The organism is Pantoea sp. ICBG 985 (genome assembly GCF_002928365.1).
In the GTDB taxonomy this organism is placed as follows: domain Bacteria; phylum Pseudomonadota; class Gammaproteobacteria; order Enterobacterales; family Enterobacteriaceae; genus Pantoea; species Pantoea dispersa.
Window position 1 is genome coordinate 1066173 of sequence record NZ_POWM01000001.1, and the last position, 18278, is coordinate 1084450.

General features: G+C 60.5%; 16 protein-coding genes. 10 read left to right on the forward strand and 6 right to left on the reverse strand.

Going from position 1 to position 18278, the window contains the following annotated elements:
• Positions 1-50: 50 nt before the first annotated feature.
• Positions 51-890, reverse strand: coding sequence for a class I fructose-bisphosphate aldolase (locus C1Y42_RS05210; protein ID WP_058769789.1), 840 nt, complete (start codon positions 888-890; stop codon positions 51-53).
• Entirely contained in the window at positions 874-2628 is a 1755-nt protein-coding gene (locus tag C1Y42_RS05215; RefSeq protein ID WP_104092934.1) for a glycerol-3-phosphate dehydrogenase/oxidase, read from the reverse strand. The genes C1Y42_RS05210 and C1Y42_RS05215 overlap by 17 nt, the downstream gene beginning before the upstream one ends.
• A gap of 184 nt (positions 2629-2812) precedes the next feature.
• Between C1Y42_RS05215 and ampC the strand changes: the two genes are divergently transcribed.
• The 5 genes from ampC (at position 2813) to C1Y42_RS05240 (ending at position 7474) form a co-directional block, all read left to right on the forward strand.
• On the forward strand, positions 2813-3943 hold the full coding sequence (gene ampC, locus C1Y42_RS05220; protein WP_104092935.1) for a class C beta-lactamase: 1131 nt from the start codon (positions 2813-2815) through the stop codon (positions 3941-3943).
• A complete protein-coding gene (locus C1Y42_RS05225; protein WP_021506057.1) occupies positions 3940-4389 on the forward strand; it encodes a GNAT family N-acetyltransferase in 450 nt (149 codons plus the stop codon). Before ampC ends, C1Y42_RS05225 begins: the two co-directional genes overlap by 4 nt.
• 234 nt (positions 4390-4623) lie before the next feature.
• Positions 4624-5886, forward strand: coding sequence for a DUF1479 domain-containing protein (locus C1Y42_RS05230; protein ID WP_104092936.1), 1263 nt, complete (start codon positions 4624-4626; stop codon positions 5884-5886).
• A gap of 41 nt (positions 5887-5927) precedes the next feature.
• Positions 5928-6668: a DNA-binding transcriptional regulator YciT gene (locus C1Y42_RS05235; RefSeq protein ID WP_058780572.1), complete on the forward strand. Its 741-nt coding sequence runs from the start codon at positions 5928-5930 to the stop codon at positions 6666-6668.
• A gap of 110 nt (positions 6669-6778) precedes the next feature.
• On the forward strand, positions 6779-7474 hold the full coding sequence (locus C1Y42_RS05240; protein WP_233210684.1) for a class I SAM-dependent methyltransferase: 696 nt from the start codon (positions 6779-6781) through the stop codon (positions 7472-7474).
• Positions 7475-7505: 31 nt separating this feature from the next.
• Here the strand turns inward: C1Y42_RS05240 and C1Y42_RS05245 are convergent, their stop codons facing one another.
• The 4 genes from C1Y42_RS05245 to C1Y42_RS05260 form a co-directional block, all read right to left on the reverse strand.
• Positions 7506-8462, reverse strand: a complete 957-nt coding sequence (locus C1Y42_RS05245; RefSeq protein WP_104092937.1) for a sugar-binding transcriptional regulator — start codon at positions 8460-8462, stop codon at positions 7506-7508.
• A gap of 62 nt (positions 8463-8524) precedes the next feature.
• Positions 8525-9460 (reverse strand): sugar phosphate isomerase/epimerase, encoded by a 936-nt coding sequence (locus C1Y42_RS05250; protein WP_104092938.1) that lies wholly within the window; start codon positions 9458-9460, stop codon positions 8525-8527.
• Positions 9461-9471: 11 nt separating this feature from the next.
• A complete protein-coding gene (locus C1Y42_RS05255; protein ID WP_104092939.1) occupies positions 9472-11001 on the reverse strand; it encodes a glycerol-3-phosphate dehydrogenase in 1530 nt (509 codons plus the stop codon).
• Positions 11002-11004: 3 nt separating this feature from the next.
• Positions 11005-12561 (reverse strand): FGGY-family carbohydrate kinase, encoded by a 1557-nt coding sequence (locus C1Y42_RS05260; protein WP_104092940.1) that lies wholly within the window; start codon positions 12559-12561, stop codon positions 11005-11007.
• 432 nt (positions 12562-12993) lie between these two features.
• Between C1Y42_RS05260 and C1Y42_RS05265 the strand changes: the two genes are divergently transcribed.
• From C1Y42_RS05265 to C1Y42_RS05285, 5 genes are all read left to right on the forward strand, one after another.
• Positions 12994-13647: a DUF2291 domain-containing protein gene (locus C1Y42_RS05265; protein ID WP_058758549.1), complete on the forward strand. Its 654-nt coding sequence runs from the start codon at positions 12994-12996 to the stop codon at positions 13645-13647.
• Positions 13644-15182, forward strand: a complete 1539-nt coding sequence (locus C1Y42_RS05270; protein ID WP_104092941.1) for a sugar ABC transporter ATP-binding protein — start codon at positions 13644-13646, stop codon at positions 15180-15182. The genes C1Y42_RS05265 and C1Y42_RS05270 overlap by 4 nt, the downstream gene beginning before the upstream one ends.
• 22 nt (positions 15183-15204) lie before the next feature.
• On the forward strand, positions 15205-16260 hold the full coding sequence (locus C1Y42_RS05275) for an ABC transporter permease (protein ID WP_058758647.1): 1056 nt from the start codon (positions 15205-15207) through the stop codon (positions 16258-16260).
• A 74-nt stretch (positions 16261-16334) separates the two neighbouring features.
• Entirely contained in the window at positions 16335-17282 is a 948-nt protein-coding gene (locus C1Y42_RS05280) for a D-ribose ABC transporter substrate-binding protein (protein ID WP_058758551.1), read from the forward strand.
• 128 nt (positions 17283-17410) lie between these two features.
• Positions 17411-18274 carry a DeoR/GlpR family DNA-binding transcription regulator gene (locus C1Y42_RS05285; protein ID WP_021506045.1) on the forward strand — a complete coding sequence of 288 codons (864 nt, stop codon included), beginning with the start codon at positions 17411-17413 and terminating at the stop codon, positions 18272-18274.
• Positions 18275-18278 lie beyond the last annotated feature (4 nt).

The window sequence follows — 18278 nt, forward strand, 5'->3', positions numbered from 1 at the left end:
CCGTTTCAGGCGAAGACGGCGCACCGCTTAAGCGCCGGTGCAGGTCACGCTTAACCCTGCTGGTAGATGTCCAGCGCATCCGCGCCGCTGACACCCTGATGAATAATCGCCATCAGCGCGCTGACCACGCGTGACGGATTATCATGTTGATAAACGTTGCGGCCATACACCATGCCGCTGGCACCCTGCGCCATCAGCGCGGCGCTTTTCGCCAGCACCGCGCCCAGTTCCCCTTTGCCGCCGCCGCGCACCAGCGTCGGACAGCGCGCCGCCTCCACCACACGATGGAAATCCTCTACGTTATCCGTGGGGTCGGCTTTAATGATGTCGGCGCCCAGCTCCCGCGCCAGCCGCACCAGCGGCACGATTTGTCTGACGTCACCGAGCGAGCCGTACGCCGCGCCCTGGCCGGCGGGGGCCATCACCAGCGGCTCCACCATCAGCGGCATGGCATAGCGATCGCAGGCCTGGCGCAGGCGGCCAATGTTCTCCACGCACATGCGAAAAATGCCCGGTTCATCCGGGATCTGGTAGAGATTGACCACCACCGCGGCGGCATCCATCTGCAGCGCGGCAAGAATCGGTGCCTCCGGATTATGCAGCACCGCCCACATCTCGCGGTGGCGCGCCGCGTTATAGGCATTTCCGACGTCGGTGCGCATCACCAGCGCCGGTTTGCGTCCGGCAACGCGCTGCAGCAGATCGGCCTGACCATAATTGACCTGGATCGCATCCGGCTGTGCGGCAATCAGGTTACGCATCACGCTTTCAATATCTTCCAGCCCCAGCAGAAAATCGGGCTCGTTGGCGATGCCGTGATCGATCGCCACATCCAGGCACTTGCCGTGGTGAAATAACCGGTTGAGGCGAACTTTAGGGGTGAGTGACATCCTGAACTTCCTCCTGTGAAAACGCGGATGCGAGCGCGTGCAGCCCATGGCGCTGCGCCAGGCTGATTGCGGTGTGCTGCAAATGTTCAGCGCGCTGACTGTCCTGCCAGCCGAGCGAGTCGGCCAGCAGCTGCGAAATTTCCTGCATGAGCGGCGGCGTTAATTCACCGCAGATAGCCAGCGACGTGCGGCGCACCAGCACATCTTCCAGCTGGCACACCTGTTCATGCTCGATCAGATAGCGCAGTTCGGTGGCGCTGTAACCGGCATGATGCTGCAGCGGCTGTTCGCCGTGCTGCTGAATCTGCTGCAGCAGCGGCAGGGCCCGGCTGCCGTAGCGTTTCGCCAGTTGCGTCACGCGTGCCAGCGGAAGGTCATAGTGCTGCGCCAGCGCACTGAGCCAGGCGGGCTGGGCGGACGGCGCCGGAAAATCCCGGCCGCCGCCAATCGGCAGGTCGCTGCTGGAGACGCGACGCTTTTCTCCCAGCAGGCGCAACACGCGGTCGGCGGCCTCCTCCCCGAAGCGGCGGAAGGTAGTCCATTTACCGCCGACCAGACATAGCGTGCTCCAGGCACGCGCGTGGTCAGGCGGCAGCAGCACCAGCGAATGGTTACGCGAAATCTGGCCATTCACTTTGGCCTCGCTGGCCGGCAGCGGGCGCACGCCGCAGAAGGTGTACACCACCGCAGACGCTGGCACCACGATGTCAGGAAACACAAAGCGCAGCGACTCAAGAATGTAAGCCTGCTCTTCGGCTTCGCACACCACGCTATCGGGGTCATCAACGCGGATATCGGTTGAGCCCACCAGCACTTTGCCGAACCAGGGAAACATGATGCACACCCGGCCTTCCTGGTTTTCGAAATAGACCATTTCACCGTCCAGCATCTGTAACAGCTGTGGGTGATCGAGGATCAGATGCGATCCTTTGGTGCCGCCTATCAGTCTGGTGGGTGGTGAATGCACGGCCAGCTGCTGATTCAGCTGGTCGATCCACGCGCCGCCAGCATTGACCAGCACGTGCGGCTGCAGGCTAAAGCGCTCACCGCTCAGCGTATCTTCCAGCAGCACCGTCTCGTCGCTGGCGCTGACCACCCGCAGATAATTGAGCGCCAGCGCCTCCGGGCAGGCGCGTTCCGCATCTTCAATCAGCTCAAACCCGAGTCGCTCCGGCGCGCTGATCCACGCATCGTAGTAGCTGGCGCTGTATTTCACCCAGGGCGCGAAGCCAGGCCAGCGATCGCGCGTGGCGGCTTCGTTACGCAGCTGGTGGCGCGGCATAGCGCCGTACTGTCGCGTGTAGAGGTCGTACAGGCTCAGACCGGTTTTGATCAGCAGCGCGCCGCGCCGGGTGGGCTTATCACTCAGGCGCAGGAAACGTCGCGTGGCGTTAACCAGTCCACCGCCGAGATTATCGATCGGTACGGTGGTGCGCAGCGGAAACACATAGTGCGCGGCGTTTTTCAGCAGGCGATCGCGCTCCATCACCGACTCCTTCACCAGGCCAAACTCGCCGGTCTCCAGATAGCGCAGGCCGCCGTGGATCATGCGCGACAGCGCGCCGCTGGCCGCCTGGCACCAGTCACCTTTCTCCACCAGCACCGCAGGAATGCCCTGTAATGCCAGCTCACGAAAAGTACTGATGCCGTTGATGCCGCCGCCGACAATCAGCACCGGCAGCGAACTGCGCGCGCGCAGGCGGCTAAGCCGTTGTTCGCGGGTCAAAACCTGTTCCATTGTCAGCTCCTTGCGATGAACGCTTACTTGTCAAAGGTATAGGAGCGGGCGCAGCAAACGGCAAATCAGGTCATACAGGATGTGATTTTGTTCACTACCAATGAGATTTGTCGGGAAGCCTGGCAGGGGTAACGATATACTGCCGGTCAGACATCATGGTTAACCTGCAGGAAAAGGAATTTTCATGTTTTCATGGGCCCGATTAAGCGCACTTGCGCTGCTGGTCAGCGGCAGTGCGCTGGCAACGACATCACCAGACAGCATCATCAAACCGCTGATGCAGCAGTATCAGATCCCCGGTATGGCGGTGGCGATTCTGCACGACGGCAAAACCGAATTTTATAACTACGGCGTGGCATCGAAAGAGAGCGGACAGCCGATCAACGAGCAGACGCTGTTTGAAATCGGTTCGCTGAGTAAAACGTTTACCGCCACCTTAGCCAGCTATGCGGCGCAGCATAACAAACTGAATTTCAGCGACGCGGCCAGCCAGTGGCTGCCGGAACTGAAAGGCAGCGCTTTTGATCGCGTCTCGCTGCTGAATCTGGCGACGCACACCAGCGGCACGCCGCTGTTCGTACCGGATGACGTGACCAATACCCGCGAGCTGATGCGCTGGTACAAACAGTGGCAGCCAGAGGCCCAGCCGGGCACGGTGCGCGTTTATTCCAACCTCGGTATCGGTATGCTCGGCATGATTGCGGCTAAAAGTCTGCATCAGCCGTTCATCAGCGCGATGGAAAAGCAGCTGCTGCCGGCGATGGGCATGACGCACAGCTATGTGCAGGTGCCTGCATCGCAGATGGGGCGCTACGCCCAGGGTTATAACAAGCAGGATCGCCCGGTGCGGGTCACGCCAGGCCCGCTGGATGCGGAATCCTATGGCCTGAAATCCACCTCTGCCGATCTGATTCGCTGGCTGGCCATTCAGCTGCAGCAACAGCCGGTCGCGTCCGCATGGCAACAGGCGGTGGCCGCGACGCATCAGGGCTATTATCACACCGAGGCCGCTTTTACTCAGGCGATGATGTGGGAATATTACCCGCTGCCGGTCACTACGCAGCAGCTGGTGGACGGCAACAGCGGCGCGCGCATCATGAAGGGCATGAAAGCCACGCGGATTACGCCGCCGCAGGCTGCGCCGCAGCAGGCGTGGTACAACAAAACCGGCTCCACCAACGGATTCGCCACCTATGCGGTCTTTATTCCGTCGCAGCGGGTTGCGCTGATTATGCTGGCAAATAAGTGGTTCCCGAATGACGATCGGGTGGTGGCTGCGGAAAAAATCATCAGCAACATCGGGAAGGACGAATGATCACCATCAGAGCGCTGCGCGCCGAAGATTTCATGCCGTGGCTGGCGCTGTGGCAGGGCTATCAGCGCTTTTATCAGACCACCATTGACGATAACACCACCGGCGAGAGCTTTCGCCGCTTGCTGTCCCGCGCGGAACCCATGCACTGTCTGGTGGCCGAGCAGGACGGCGCGATGGTCGGGCTGGTGCATTTTCTTACCCATCGCTCAACCTGGACTCAGGGCGACTACTGCTATTTACAGGACCTCTACGTCAGCGAAGCCGCGCGCGGTCTGGGTGCCGGCAAGGCGCTGATTCTGGCGGTCTATGAACAGGCGGAGAAGCTCGGCTGTTCGCGCGTTTACTGGCTGACGCAGGCGTCTAATAGCCACGCGCGGGCGCTGTATGATCGGCTGGCGCAACAAACCGACTTTGTGCAGTACCGTCATTTATTCGATCAGCCGTAATTTTCCCGGGCTGCCATGGAGGGCGGCCCCCGCGTGCCTGATCAAGGCGCGCTTGCGTTATTCATCTCATCATTTCGCTCCCTGAACCCTTTCAAACGAAAATCCCTCAGATAAATAACTGTGACCATGCTCGCTATTTTCTGCCTGAGTGCTGTCTTTTTGTTCGCTGGATGTTATGAATGAATATGTAATTTGTTTCGAGTGAAACTAAAGCGTAAACAGAAGGAGTGCGAGATGATCACGACTTTTACCTCAGAACAACAACCCGACGATTTTAAACAGCATGTGCGCCTGATGAAGCAGGCGCTCAGAGCACAGATTGGCGATGTCGAAGGCCTGTTTGATCAGGTCAGAAGTAAGATTGTCAGTGAAATCGCGGCCGCGCGTGCCGAAGAGAAGCAGCACGGTACGGCGTGGCCGCAGGTCAGCTTCGCGGATCTGGCCGCTGGCCGCATCAGCGAACAGACCAAAAATCACATCCGCCGCCGTGGCTGCGTGGTGGTGAAGCAAACCTTCAGCCGTGAGCAGGCGCTGGCATGGGATGCTGACATGCTTAACTACCTCGACGACAATGACTTCGACCGTGTCTATCAGGGGCCGGGTGACAACTTCTTTGGCAACCTCGACGCCTCGCGGCCGGAGATCTATCCCATTTACTGGAGCGATGCGCAGATGTCGGCCCGCCAGAGCGAGGCCATGGCGCAAACCCAGGCGTTCCTCAATCGCCTGTGGAAATTTGAATCCGCCGGTACGCGCTGGTTTGATCCGGACGTGAGCATCATCTATCCGGATCGCATCCGTCGCCGGCTGCCGGGCACCACCTCCAGAGGGCTGGGCGCGCACACCGATTCCGGCGCGCTGGAGCGCTGGCTGTTGCCGGCCTATCAGCAGGTGTTCAGCAAGATCTTTTCTAACCAGTTCGATCAGTACGATCCATGGGACGCGGCGCACCGCACGGCCGTGCAGGAGTATCAGTCTGGCACCACCACCAAATGTTCGGTGTTCCGCACTTTCCAGGGCTGGACCGCACTCTCCGACATGCAGCCTGGGCAGGGACTGCTGCACGTGGTGCCGGTGCCGGAAGCCATGGCCTATCTGCTGCTGCGTCCGTTACTGAAGGATGTGCCGGAAGAGGAGTTGTGCGGCGTGGCGCCGGGCAAAGTGCTGCCGGTATCGGAGCGCTGGCATCCGGAATTAATTGCCGGCCTGTGTTCGATCCCGGCGCTGCAGGCGGGCGATTCAGTGTGGTGGCACTGCGACGTGATTCATGCGGTGGCGCCGGTAGAAAATCAGCAGGGCTGGGGCAACGTGATGTACATTCCCGCCGCGCCGATGTGCGATAAAAACGCCGACTATGCGCAGCAGGTGGCGCAGGCGCTGGCGACCGGTGTCTCGCCGGGCGATTTCCCCAAAGAGGATTACGAAGCCAGCTGGCGCGGCCGTTTTACGCCGCAGGATCTGAATGAAAGCGGCCGGCGCAGTCTGGGATTAGCGTGATTTCTGCTAAGCTGGGCAAAAACTTTTTTACAGCAGGCTCTATGAACGCACGTCATCAGCACATTATTCAACTGGTCAGCGAGCGCGGCAGCGTCAGCGTCAATGAACTGGCGCAAACCACCGGCGTTTCGGAGGTGACGGTGCGTCAGGATCTGAACCTGCTGGAGAAGGGTGGCTTTCTGCGCCGCGTGCACGGTTCCGCCGTGGCACCGGAAAGTGATGACGTAGGCGCGCGCATGCAAACCCGTTTTGCGGTGAAAAAACGCCTGGCGGAGTACGCCGCCGGGCTGGTTAACCCCGGCGAAACGGTGTTTATTGAAGGCGGCAGCACCAATGCGCTGCTGGCGCGAGAGCTCAGCCATCGGCAGGACATCACCATCATCACCGTCAGCCATTACATCGCCGGACTGCTGCGTGAGCAGGGCGGCGATGTGATTATTCTCGGCGGACTGTTTCAGAAAAGCAGTGAGTCGGTGGTCGGGCCGTTAACGCGGCTGTGCATTCAGCACCTCAACTTTCATAAGGCGTTTATTGGCATTGACGGCTGGGATGAGGCGACCGGTTTCACCAGTCGCGACATGCTGCGCTGCGATGTGGTGAACGCCATCATGGAAAAGCCCACCCACACCGTCGCGCTCACCGACTCCTCCAAATTTGGTCAGATTCATCCCTATGCGCTGGCGCCGCTACAGCCGTTTAAGCAGGTGATCACCGACACGGAACTCGCCGCAGGCTGGCAGCAGCAGCTGCGTGCGCAGTCGCTGCAGCTCAGTCTGGTTTAACCTTTATTGCGTTCAATCTATCCCTCAGGCTTAGCGTGATCAGCCATAGATTGCATCGGCGCACTATTCATGTAATAAATAAAGTTACATGATGGCAACCGATCGGGACAATGATGACGCAAAATACCAACGATATCTTCAACGAGGAGTTTGCGCGGCAGTACGACGCGTATAACGGCAAACATCAGCCAATCGCCGATAACCTGCATCTGCTGATTTCACTGGTGCTGGACAACACGCCGCCGCAGGCGCGGGTGCTATGTGTGGGCGTCGGGACCGGCAGCGAAATTATCCGGCTGGCGCAGCAGCACCCGGAATGGCAGTTTACCGGTGTCGATCCTTCACCGGACATGCTGGCGGTCTGCACAGAAAAACTCACCGCCGCCGGGATACGGGCGCGCTGCCAGCTGCATCAGGGCTACCTTAACGACGTGCCGGTTACCGCCGATTACGATGTGGTGCTTTGCCTGCTGGTGACGCATTTTATCCAGCATCCGCAGCGGGCGGGTATTTATCAGCAGATGCAGCAGCAGCTCAAACCGGGCGGACGCTTAGTGACGGCAGAAATTGCCGGCGATGTGCAGGATACCGGCTTTGATGAACAACTGCTGTTCTGGAAAACCATGCATGAGAGCGCCAGCGGCAGGGCGCAAAATCTGGATGAGATGAAGCAGATGCTGACGCAGCGGCTGCTGTTGCTGCCTGCTGCCCAGACCGAAGCGCTGATGGCGCAGGCCGGTTTCACGCCGCCGCAGCGCTTCTTTCAGTCGCTGCTGATACATGGCTGGACGGCGCGCAAGCGCTAAACCGCTGAACAAGGTTGAGTGAGCTGACGATTCATGAAGTTAGCAGCGCCTGCGCCGTCAGCTCGTCGGTGATCAAACCGGTGACGAGTCCGCTGGCCAGCACCGCGCGGATCGCCGCCACTTTGCTCGGTCCGCCGGTCAGCGCCACGATCTCTGCGCGCTGCGCCAGATCCAGCGGTATCGACAGCGTGCGTGCCGTCAGCGAATTGTGAATCATCTGCCCGTCGGCGGCAAAAAAGTGCCCCAGCAGTTCGCCCACCGCGCCGGCTTCCGACAGGGCGCGGATCTCGGCTGCATCGATCATCCCGGCTTCCACCAGCTGGGCGGCAGGTTCCACGGTGCCAATGCCCACCAGCTTCACTTCACTGTGCGCGGCCATGCTGAACACTTCGCTGACACCACGCTGCGCCAGCAGCACATCGCGATCCTCTTCGGTGTTGGCAAAAAACGGTACCGGCATCATGTAGGCCTGCGCACCGGTTTTTTCGGCGATGCGATGCATCACGTCATGCGGATTGAGCGCGTAGTTGCGCGTCAGGCAGCCGAGCAGGGAGACAAAGCGCAGGTGCGGCGCGTCGATGCGTGCCAGCTGGTGAATTGCTGCCGACAGCGTCCGGCCGTGGCCGAGACCCAGCGTGATCGCCGGCGTGGAGGCCAGCAGATTACGTAAATAGTCGGCACCGGCCATGCCCAGCGCGCGCACCGGCAGGCCTTCTTCACCGAGATCGGGTGCCACCTGACAAAAGTTCAGGCCGTAGCGGCTGCGCAACTGCTCTTCCAGCGTCACGCAGGCGACAATCGCGCCGTCGATGGTGACTTTCACCGCGCCTTCGGCCACCATGCGCGCAATCAGCCGATGGGTTTTCACCGACGGCAGGCCGAGCCGTTTGGCCACTTCAGCCTGCGTCAGGCCGCCGACATAGTGCAGCCAGGCCGCCCGCAGGGCCAGAGAGTCATCGCGTTCAGCGGAAGTCGGTGCGGATTTCATCGGGTTGTCCCTGTCTGGTTGAGGAGTGCTGCGGGCTGACGAAAGCCCTCAGCACGGCATGCTCACGCGAGATGCAAATCCTGCACCCCGGTATCAATATGGTCGGCCCAGAACGCCACGCTTTCGGCAATCTCCGCCACCACATTGCTGTCGGTGGGTTCGCGCTCTTTAAAGCTCAGCTCGAGGCAAATCTCGTTATCCTGCGCGCCGCCGCGCGCCAGCGCCTCGAGCAGCGGTTGCGGCTGAATGCGACCGCCGGCATTGTACTGCAATGTAAAGGGCCTGTGCCCGCCTTTATCCATCATGCTCTGCTTTATATGGATGATGGGCGAAAAGCGCGGCACCGCTTCAGCCCACGCGTAAGGGTCGTAGTCACGCGGATCGGCAGAGGTGACATCGCCATGATCGATATCCGCCATCATCCACATCGGCAGGGCAAACTGTGCCGCGCTCAGCCGCTGCTGCAGTGCCATACAGGCGGGAATGGTTTCGCCAAATTCGCGCCCGACGCTCATCGGTTCCCAGAACAGGTAACGCAGACCGGCCGCTTTGGCGTGTTCCGCCACTTCCGCCCAGCAGTCAATGGCGATGGCAATCAGCGCTTCACGCCGCGCCGCATCGTTAAAATCCCGCTGGGTGAAGATGGCAAACTGCGAGCCCACCGCGACGCCGCCCAGTTCCGCGGTGATGTCGGCAAAGGTCTTGAACCAGTCAATGTAGTAGCGACGTACCGCCGCATCCGGATGACCAAAATGGTTGAGGCGGCCATACGGGCCGGTCATGCCGGAGGTGACGCGCACGCCGGTGGCACGCAGCGCCTGCTGCATGCGGCGCGTCATGTGGCTGAGCGTGGCAGCAGGCCAGCCGGGATTGATAAATTCATGTGTTAGCTGCAGATCGCGGATGCGGATCTGCTGCGCCACGGTGTGAATTAAATCGCCGGGATCGGCGAAGCGGTTCACCAGCGGATTGGTATTCAGCGAAAGCGTTAATGGCATGCGGCACCTCTTCAGCCAGCGTGGGCGCGCAGCGGCGCGGCAGGGTGGAAAGTCTGTTCGAACCACTGGCTGAACGCGGTGCGCTGTGCAGCGCTCAGGTGCAGCTGATGTTTGGTGCGACGCCAGAGAATGTCTTCCGGCTGCTGCGCCCATTCGTACTGCACCAGATAACGTACCTCGGCCTCGTACAGCTGGCCGCCAAAATGCTCACCGAGATCGCTCAGCGAACCGGCGGTGCCCAGCAGCGTGCTCATACGCGCACCGTACAGTCGCGCATAGTGCTTGCGCAGCGGCTGCGGCAGCCACGGCCAGCGCGTTTTGATCTCCTCCAGGAAGCTGTCAAAATCGGCATGGGCGATCTCGCCGCCCGGCAGCGTGGCGCTGCGCGTCCAGTCCGCGCCCATGTTGGGGAAAAACGGCGTCAGCTGTTGCAGCGCATGCTCGGCCAGCTTGCGGAACGTGGTAATTTTGCCGCCGAACACGTGCAGCAGCGGTGCATCCTGTTGATTATCGAGGTCGAACACATAATCCCGCGTCACCGCCGAGGGATTACCTTTGCCGTCGTCAAACAGCGGCCGTACGCCGGAGAAGCGGGTAATCACATCGCTGGCGCGCAGCTTAACCTTGAAGTAGCGATTCACCACGTCGATCAGGTACTGCTGCTCGCTATCATCCGCACTGACATCTTCCGCTTTGCCCTGCCAGGGAATGTCGGTGGTGCCGATTAACGCTTTATCACCCTCATAGGGATTGATAAAAATCACCCGCTTGTCGGTGTTTTGCACCAGATAGGCCTGCTGGCCCTCCCAGAATTTCGGCACGATGAGGTGCGAGCCTTTCACCAGCCGCACGCTGCGCTGGCTTTGCGTGTGGCTAACCTGATTGACGATATCCAGCACCCACGGCCCGGCGGCATTCACCAGCGCACGGGCGAACACCGTGCGCTGCGCGCCGCTGGCCTGATCCTGCAGGGTAATCTGCCATTTGCCCGGCAGACGCTGCGCTGCCACGCAGCGGGTGCGCGGCAGAATGGTGGCGCCGCGCTCGGCGGCATCCAGCGCATTGAGCGTCACCAGCCGGGCATCGTCCACCCAGCAATCGGAGTACTCAAAGCCTTTCTGGTAGCTGTCCAGCAGCGGCGCGCCTTCAGGATCGCGCGTCAGATCGAGCACGCGCGTGCCCGGCAGTTTTTTGCGTCCGCCAAGGTGGTCATACAGAAACAGCCCCAGCCGCACCAGCCACGCCGGGCGATCGGACGGGCTGTGCGGCAGCACAAAGCGCATCGGCCAGATAATGTGCGGCGCCGCGTTCAGCAGCACCTCGCGTTCAATCAGCGCCTCGCGCACCAGGCGGAATTCGTAGTACTCCAGATAGCGCAGGCCGCCGTGCACCAGTTTACCGGAGCGCGAGGAGGTGCCTGCGGCAAGATCGTCTTTTTCACACATCATCACCGACAGCCCGCGCCCGGCGGCATCGCGCGCGATACCGGCACCGTTAATGCCACCGCCGATCACAAACAGATCCAACGTGTTGTCACTCATGCGTTACTCCTTAAAACTGTTTAATGCCTGCCAGGCGGCAGGAAGATCGCGGCGGATCTGCTGATACTGGGGGAACAGCTGCTGGTAGCGCTGCATCAGCGCAGGCGACGGCGCTTCGGCGTCGTCCAGCAGCGGGCGCACCCAGCGTTCAACGCAGTGCGCCATGTCCGGATACGCGCCAATCGCCACCGCCGCCATCATGGCCGCACCCGCTGCGCCGGCCTCCTCGCGCTGGCTGATGCGCACCGGCGCGCCGATGCAGGCGGCAAGGATTTGCCTGAGCGGCTGCGATCGCACCGCACCGCCGGTGAGGCGAATTTCTCCCGGCAGCGTGGCGCCCATCGCCTGATAACAGTCGCGTGCCGCCATGCCGATGCCTTCAATCACGCCGCGCACCAGGTCGCCAAAGTTGTGCTGGTAGTTGAGGCCGGTGAAACTGGCGCGCGCGTCGGCGTTAACAAACGGTCCGCGTTCACCGGCCAGCGAAATGTAAGGATGGAACAGCAGGGTGCCCGGCTGTGCGTCGTTGAGCCAGCGATCGATCTGCTGCACCAGCCGCGCATGATCGGTTTCACAGCCAAAGCTGCTCAGCAGATCGCTGGCCACGTTCAGCAACCAGTCGAGATTGAGCGTGGAGGCCATGTTGGTTTGCACCTGAGTGACATAGCCTGGCCACGGCAGCGGGATCACGTAGCCGGTTTGCGCCGGGTTGAGCCATACCTCGTCAATAGTGACGCTGCGCAGATGCACGCCGGTTGAGCCGACAATCGAACAGGCGGTATTGGCTTCACCGGTGTGCACCCCGGCACCGAGTGCGGTCATCGCCATATCGACATAGCCGAGACACACCGGCGTGCCAGCCAGCAGGCCGGTTTGCCGGGCGGCGTCAGCGGTGAGGCCATGGGTGATTTGCGTGCCGTCGATGATCTCCGGCAGCAGGTGGCGCCGGTGGTTAAGCCCCAGCGCGTCAATCACCGTATCGTCGTAGCGCTGGTGGCGATAGTTGCCAAAGGTAAAGCTGGCTTCAGACGGGTCGGTGGCGCGCACACCGGTCAGATTGAGATAGAGCCAGTCCTTACAGTGCAGTGCCACTTCGGCGCGCGCCAGCAGTTCGGGATAGTGCTGGTCCATGTGCGCCAGCTGCGCACCCTGCTGGCAGGTGTTAAGACCGGTGCCGGTGGCCTGAAAGCGTGCGGCGGCCAGCGGCTGCTGATTGAGTTTTTCCACCGTGGCGGCGGCGCGGGCATCCAGCCAGATCCACGCATCATCCACCGGCTGATTATCAGCACCGACCAGCCAGCTGCCATCGCCCTGGGCGGTCACCGCTACGGCCACCACGCGCGCCGCCAGATTCTCCACCCGATCGCCGAGCTTGTGAATCGCACTGACCGCATCCTGCCAGGTTTGCGTCATTGACTGCTGGGCGGCACCGCCTGCGCTGCGGTAATAGCGATTGCGCGCCGACGCGCACGCCAGCTGGTTACCTTCCAGATCAAACGCCACCGCTTTCACCACCGAGGTGCCGGAATCCAGACCCAGAATGATATCGCCACTCTCCACATACACCTCCGTTCGCTGCTCCCGGTGCGGGAACCCCTGTTTGGTTTATCCGCAGCCTTGTTAATGAGCTGTGATGATTTTGCTAAATACTGTCTTACACCACTTCTCATGGAGATAACATATCTGATGTATTATTTTTCTCAAAAAAGAATAAATTTCACTCCGGATGGCGAGTTCGATCACAAAATCACCGGGGGTTGCGGATGGGACTGAACACTGTGAAAGGTTTTTAATGATTGTATTAAAGGGGTTTTTAAACGCATTGGGGGTGATTGCAGGCAAATAAGCGATCCAGATCGCGCTGTGCGAAAAATTGCGCGCCACCTGTTGACAATTTAGTCACAACAGCACAATTCTCATCACACAAGTTATCACATTTATAACATTGCACGGCGATGAATATCGTCGCTGTTCACCCTGAGAGGTCACGTTATGTCCGAGGTCTCAATCTTAACGCAGCAGCTGGCACGCAAACGTCGGCGGCGCTACACGCTCAGCGGTGTGGTGATCGTGGCGCTGGTGGCTGCCATGGCGCTGGATACCAAAGTAGTGCGCATCGGTTCGGCGGACGACGCGCGTCAGCAGGGCTTCTCCGCAGACAGCTACGGGCAGAAAACCTTTCCCGGCATCCAGCAGGATGTCGAAGCGCGCGCGGTGGATGCCGCCACGCTGGCGGCCGCACTGAACAGCGATCGGCAGCAGGCGGTGGCCAGATACGGTGTCGGCTCGCCGCTGCCGGTGCTGCCGGTCAAACTGCAGGGCGTGGTGCAGCCGGGGCAAATGGGTGTCTTCCCGTTACAGGTCGCCGGTCTGCCAGCGGGCACGCAGCTGCGGTTGCAAACCGGCCCGGCGATCACCGGCACCGATCTGCGTGATGCCAGCGGCAAAATTCAGTTTGGTGATTTTACTAATCAGATCGAATACCAGAACGCCGGGGCGGCGATTAACCGCGCCATGAAAGTGGCGGTGCTGGAGAAACTGGACCGCGACGCGCTGCCGGGCAAAACCGTGCAGGTGGTCGGCGTGTTCCGTCTGCTCAGTCCGACCAACTGGCTGATTACGCCGGTGCGCGTGGAGGTGCAATGAAACCGTTCAACGTCAACCCGGCGCTGCTGAAAGGAGAAGTGATTCTGCAGGCGCGCAACGTCAGCAAAGTTTATGGCTCCACCCATGCACTGAAAGGCGTCAATTTTGAAATCCGCCGCGGCGAAGTCACCACGCTGTTTGGTGAAAACGGCGCCGGTAAATCGACGCTGATGAAAATTCTTTCTGGCGTAATTACGCCAACATCCGGGGAAATTCTGTTAAACGGCGAAGCAAAGGTGTTCCGTTCGGCCACCGAGGCGCGCGACTGTGGTATCTCGATTATTCATCAGGAGCTGAATCTCGCGCCCAACATGAACGTGCGCGACAACATTTTTATGGGGCGCGAAATCATGCGGTCCGGCGGGGTGGATTACGCCGAAGAGGCGCGGCTGACCCGCCATCTGATGGCGGCGCTGGAGGAGGAGATTGATCCGCTGACGCCGGTGGAGAACCTGCGTCTCGGGCAGCAGCAGATTGTGGAAATCGCCCGCGCGCTGTCGGTGAATTCACAAATCCTGATCATGGATGAACCGACCTCGGCGCTCAGCGCGGCGGAAGTGGCGGTGCTGTTTCAGGTCATCCGCGATCTGACCAGTCAGGGCGTGGCGATTGTGTATATCTCACACCATCTGGAGGAAGCACTGGAGATCACCGATCGCGCTGTGGTGCTGCGTGACGGCGTGATGACCGCTTATGCCCGGCGCGACGAGATCGACCTTGAATGGATCGTGCGCAACATGGTGGGAGAGCACTTCGACCTCGGTTCACCGCCCGGCGGCTATGCCTTCGGTGGCGACGCGCTGACGGTGCAGGCGTTAACCGTGAAAAGCAAAACCGGTATCCGGCTGGTGGATCAGCTGTCGCTGACGGTGCAGGCCGGCGAGATTGTCTGCATTTATGGCCTGATGGGCGCGGGGCGCACCGAGCTGCTGGAGTGTCTCGCCGGACGGCTGAAGCAGAGCAGCGGGCACATCCTGCTGCAGGATACCGAGATCTCCGCGTTGTCGCTGTCGCAGCGCATCAAAATGGGGCTGGCGCTGGTCCCGGAGGATCGTCAGCGCGACGGTCTGGTGCAGACCATGACGGTGGGCGAAAACCTGTCGCTGGCCAGTATCAGCGAGTTTGTGCGCGGGCTGGTGCTGTCAACGCGACGGGAGAAACAGCTGATCAGTGACAGCATTCGTAACGTGACGGTCAAGACTGCCGGCGGTGAGGCGGCCATCGGTTCCCTGTCCGGCGGCAATCAGCAAAAGGTGGTGATCGGCAAAATGCTCGCCACCCGACCCAAAGTGATTCTGCTGGATGAACCGAGCCGCGGCATCGATATCGGTGCCAAAGCCGAAGTGTTTCGTCTGCTGGCGGAGAATGCCAGCAAAGGGCTGGCGGTGGTTTATACCACCTCAGAAGTGGGCGAGTGCCTGAGTATCGCGCACCGCATCGTGGTGATGAGCAAAGGGCGCATCTCGGCCATCTTCGACGCCAGCGTGAGTAAAGAACGCATTATGGCCGCTTCGGGCGAGTCTCTGGTGGCATGACATGAAAAACGGAGCAAACGGTATGACTGACAGAACCCAAACGCTGGATAGCGCACCGCGGGTGGCGAAACCGGCCAGCGGCAAGCGCCTCAATCTGGCGCGGCTGCTGCTGGAAGGGCGTGCCTTTATCGCGCTGCTGGTGATTATCGCCACTTTCTCCCTGCTATCGCCCAATTACTTTACCGGCGCGAACTTCCTCACCATGGCGTCGCATGTGGCCATCTTCGGTTTGCCGGCGATCGGTATGCTGCTGGTGATCCTCAACGGCGGGATTGATTTGTCAGTCGGCTCGACGCTGGGACTGGCTGGGGTGATGGCCGGCTTTATGATGCAGGGCATCAACCTTGAAGCGCTCGGCGTGGTGCTCTATCTGCCGGTGTGGGCGGTGGCAATTCTGACGCTGGTGCTGGGCGCGCTGGTGGGGCTGGTCAACGGCGTGCTGATAGCGATTTTTCGCGTCCCGGCGTTTGTCGCCACGCTCGGCACCATGTATGTGGCGCGCGGTATCGCGCTGCTGATCACCAACGGTCTGACCTACAACAAACTCTCCGGCAGCGAAGCGCTGGGCAATACCGGTTTCGACTGGCTCGGTTTTAACCGCCTGTTCAACATCCCGGTCGGCGTGCTGGTGCTCGGCGCAGTGGCGCTGGCCTGCGGTTTCCTGTTGAGTCGCTCGGCGTTTGGCCGCTGGTTGTATGCCTCGGGCGGTAACGAGCGCGCCGCCGATCTCTCCGGCGTGCCGGTGAAACGCATCAAAATCAGCGTCTACGTGCTGTCGGGTATCTGTGCGGCGATGGCCGGGCTGGTGCTCTCTTCGCAGCTGACCTCCGCCGGTCCGACCGCGGGAACCACCTACGAGCTGACCGCCATTGCTGCGGTGGTGATTGGCGGTGCGGCGCTGACCGGAGGACGCGGTAACGTGCGCGGCACGCTGCTGGGCGCGTTCGTGATTGGCTTTCTCTCTGATGGCTTAGTGATTATCGGCGTTTCTGCCTACTGGCAGACGGTGTTCACTGGCGCCGTGATTGTGCTGGCGGTATTGCTCAACACCCTGCAATACGGCCGGCGCGGTCGCTAACCCTGTGCGCGCTGGCCGGCTGGCGCGCGAGTAACCGTAAAACAAACCTGTACCCTAATAATAACGGAGCACCTATGTTCACTAAACGTCTGTTTATCGCCGCCGCCGCGATGGCCATCTCCACCTTTGCCTTACCCAGCTGGGCCAACAACGGCCTGATGACCATCATCGTCAACGATCCCTCCAACCCTTACTGGCTGACTGAGGGCCAGGTCGCGCAGAAGGCGGCGGAGAAGCTGGGCTACAGTGCCAAAGTCAGCGCGCACAAAGGGGATACCAACACCGAAAGCCAGCTGATTGATACGGCGATCACCAATAAATCGAAGGCGATCATTCTCGATCCGGCGAATGCCGACGGCTCGATTGGCTCGGTAAAGAAAGCGATTGCCGCCAATATTCCGGTGTTCGTGATCAATGCCGAACTGAACCAGAGCGGGCTGGCTAAAGCGCAGCTGGTGTCGAATAACGCACAGGGCGCGGCAGTAGGCGCGATGGAGTGGGTGAAGCAGGTGGGTGACAGCGCCAGCTATGTCGAGCTGGTGGGACCGCCGTCAGATAACAACGCCGCCACGCGCGCCAACGGTTTCGATACCGTGCTGTCTCAGTACCCGACGCTGAAGAAAGTCGGCCAGGAAGTGGCGAACTGGGATCGCACCCAGGGCTTCAATAAAATGCAGTCGCTGCTGCAGGCTAATCCGAACATCAAAGGGGTGATCAGCGGTAACGATGAGATGGCGCTGGGTGCTATCGCCGCCCTGAAGGAAGCCGGCAAACTCAGTCAGGTCAAAGTGGGTGGGTTCGACGGTTCACCGGATGCGGTCGACGCGGTTAAAGCCGGTACGCTGGCCTATACCGTGATGCAGCCGGTAGCGCAGTTTGCGCAGAAGGCGGTAGAGCAGGCGGACACCTTCCTCAAAACCGGCAAAACCGGTGTTGCACAGGAGAAGCAGCTGTTTGACTGTATCCTGATCACCAAAGACAACGCCGGTGATTTCGTTTCGCCGTTTGTCCTGAAGCAGTAAGTCAGATTACCGATGGCGGCATTTTAGCCGTCATCGGTTGCCTGCTGCGCGCCTGATTTGCAAAAGAAACGTTTACGCGCTGTAATCAAAGCCGAAACTGCATTTCCGCTTCACTTTCCGGACGAAACATGGCGCATAACCCGCAAGAGACCTCCGCTGGTCACTTCCTGAATGAAACCTTACCGGGCGACAGCCGTCAGGCGCGTCAGCTGGCACGACGCCAGCTCATAGCCGAAGCCGTGATGGCCGAAGGCGCGGTGCGTATCGAAGATATTACTGAGCGCTTCGGGATCAGCCTGATGACCGCCCATCGCGATATTGATGAGATGGTCGAGCGCGGGCTGCTGCATAAATCACGCGGCGTGGTCTCCGCCACACCAACCAGCCTGGTGGAATCCAGCGATCTCTACCGTGCCACGCGCCAGCTGGAAGAGAAGCAGGCAATTGCCGAAGTGGCCGCTGGCTACCTTGAACCCGGCCAGGCGCTGTTTCTTGATGATTCTACTACCGTGCTGCAGATGGCGCGGCTGCTGCCGGCCAAAGCGCCGCTCACGGTGATCACCAACTCGCTGACGTTAATGAATGAATTACGTAACGGACGCGATATTACTCTGATGGGTCTCGGCGGCCAGTTTCATCACTGGTGTAACGCCTTTATGGGGCGCATGACGCGAGACGAAATCGCCAGCCTGCGCGCCGATGTGTTTTTTGTCAGCATGTCGGCGATTATTGATGATGCGGTGTTTCACCAGTCGGCCGAGACGGTGGAGACCAAGCGCGCGATGTTCGAGGCGGCGCAGAAGCGCATCCTGATGATGGATAACACCAAGTTTGAGCGGCGCGCGCTGCATCGCTTTGCCCACCTGAGTGAGTTTGATGTGGTGATCGTTAATCAGGGCACGCCGGTGCCGGTGCTGCGTCGCCTGCAGGAGCTCGGGGTGAATGTGGTGGTGGCACCGATGAAAACCGGGCAGGGACGCACTGAGGCGTAATGCC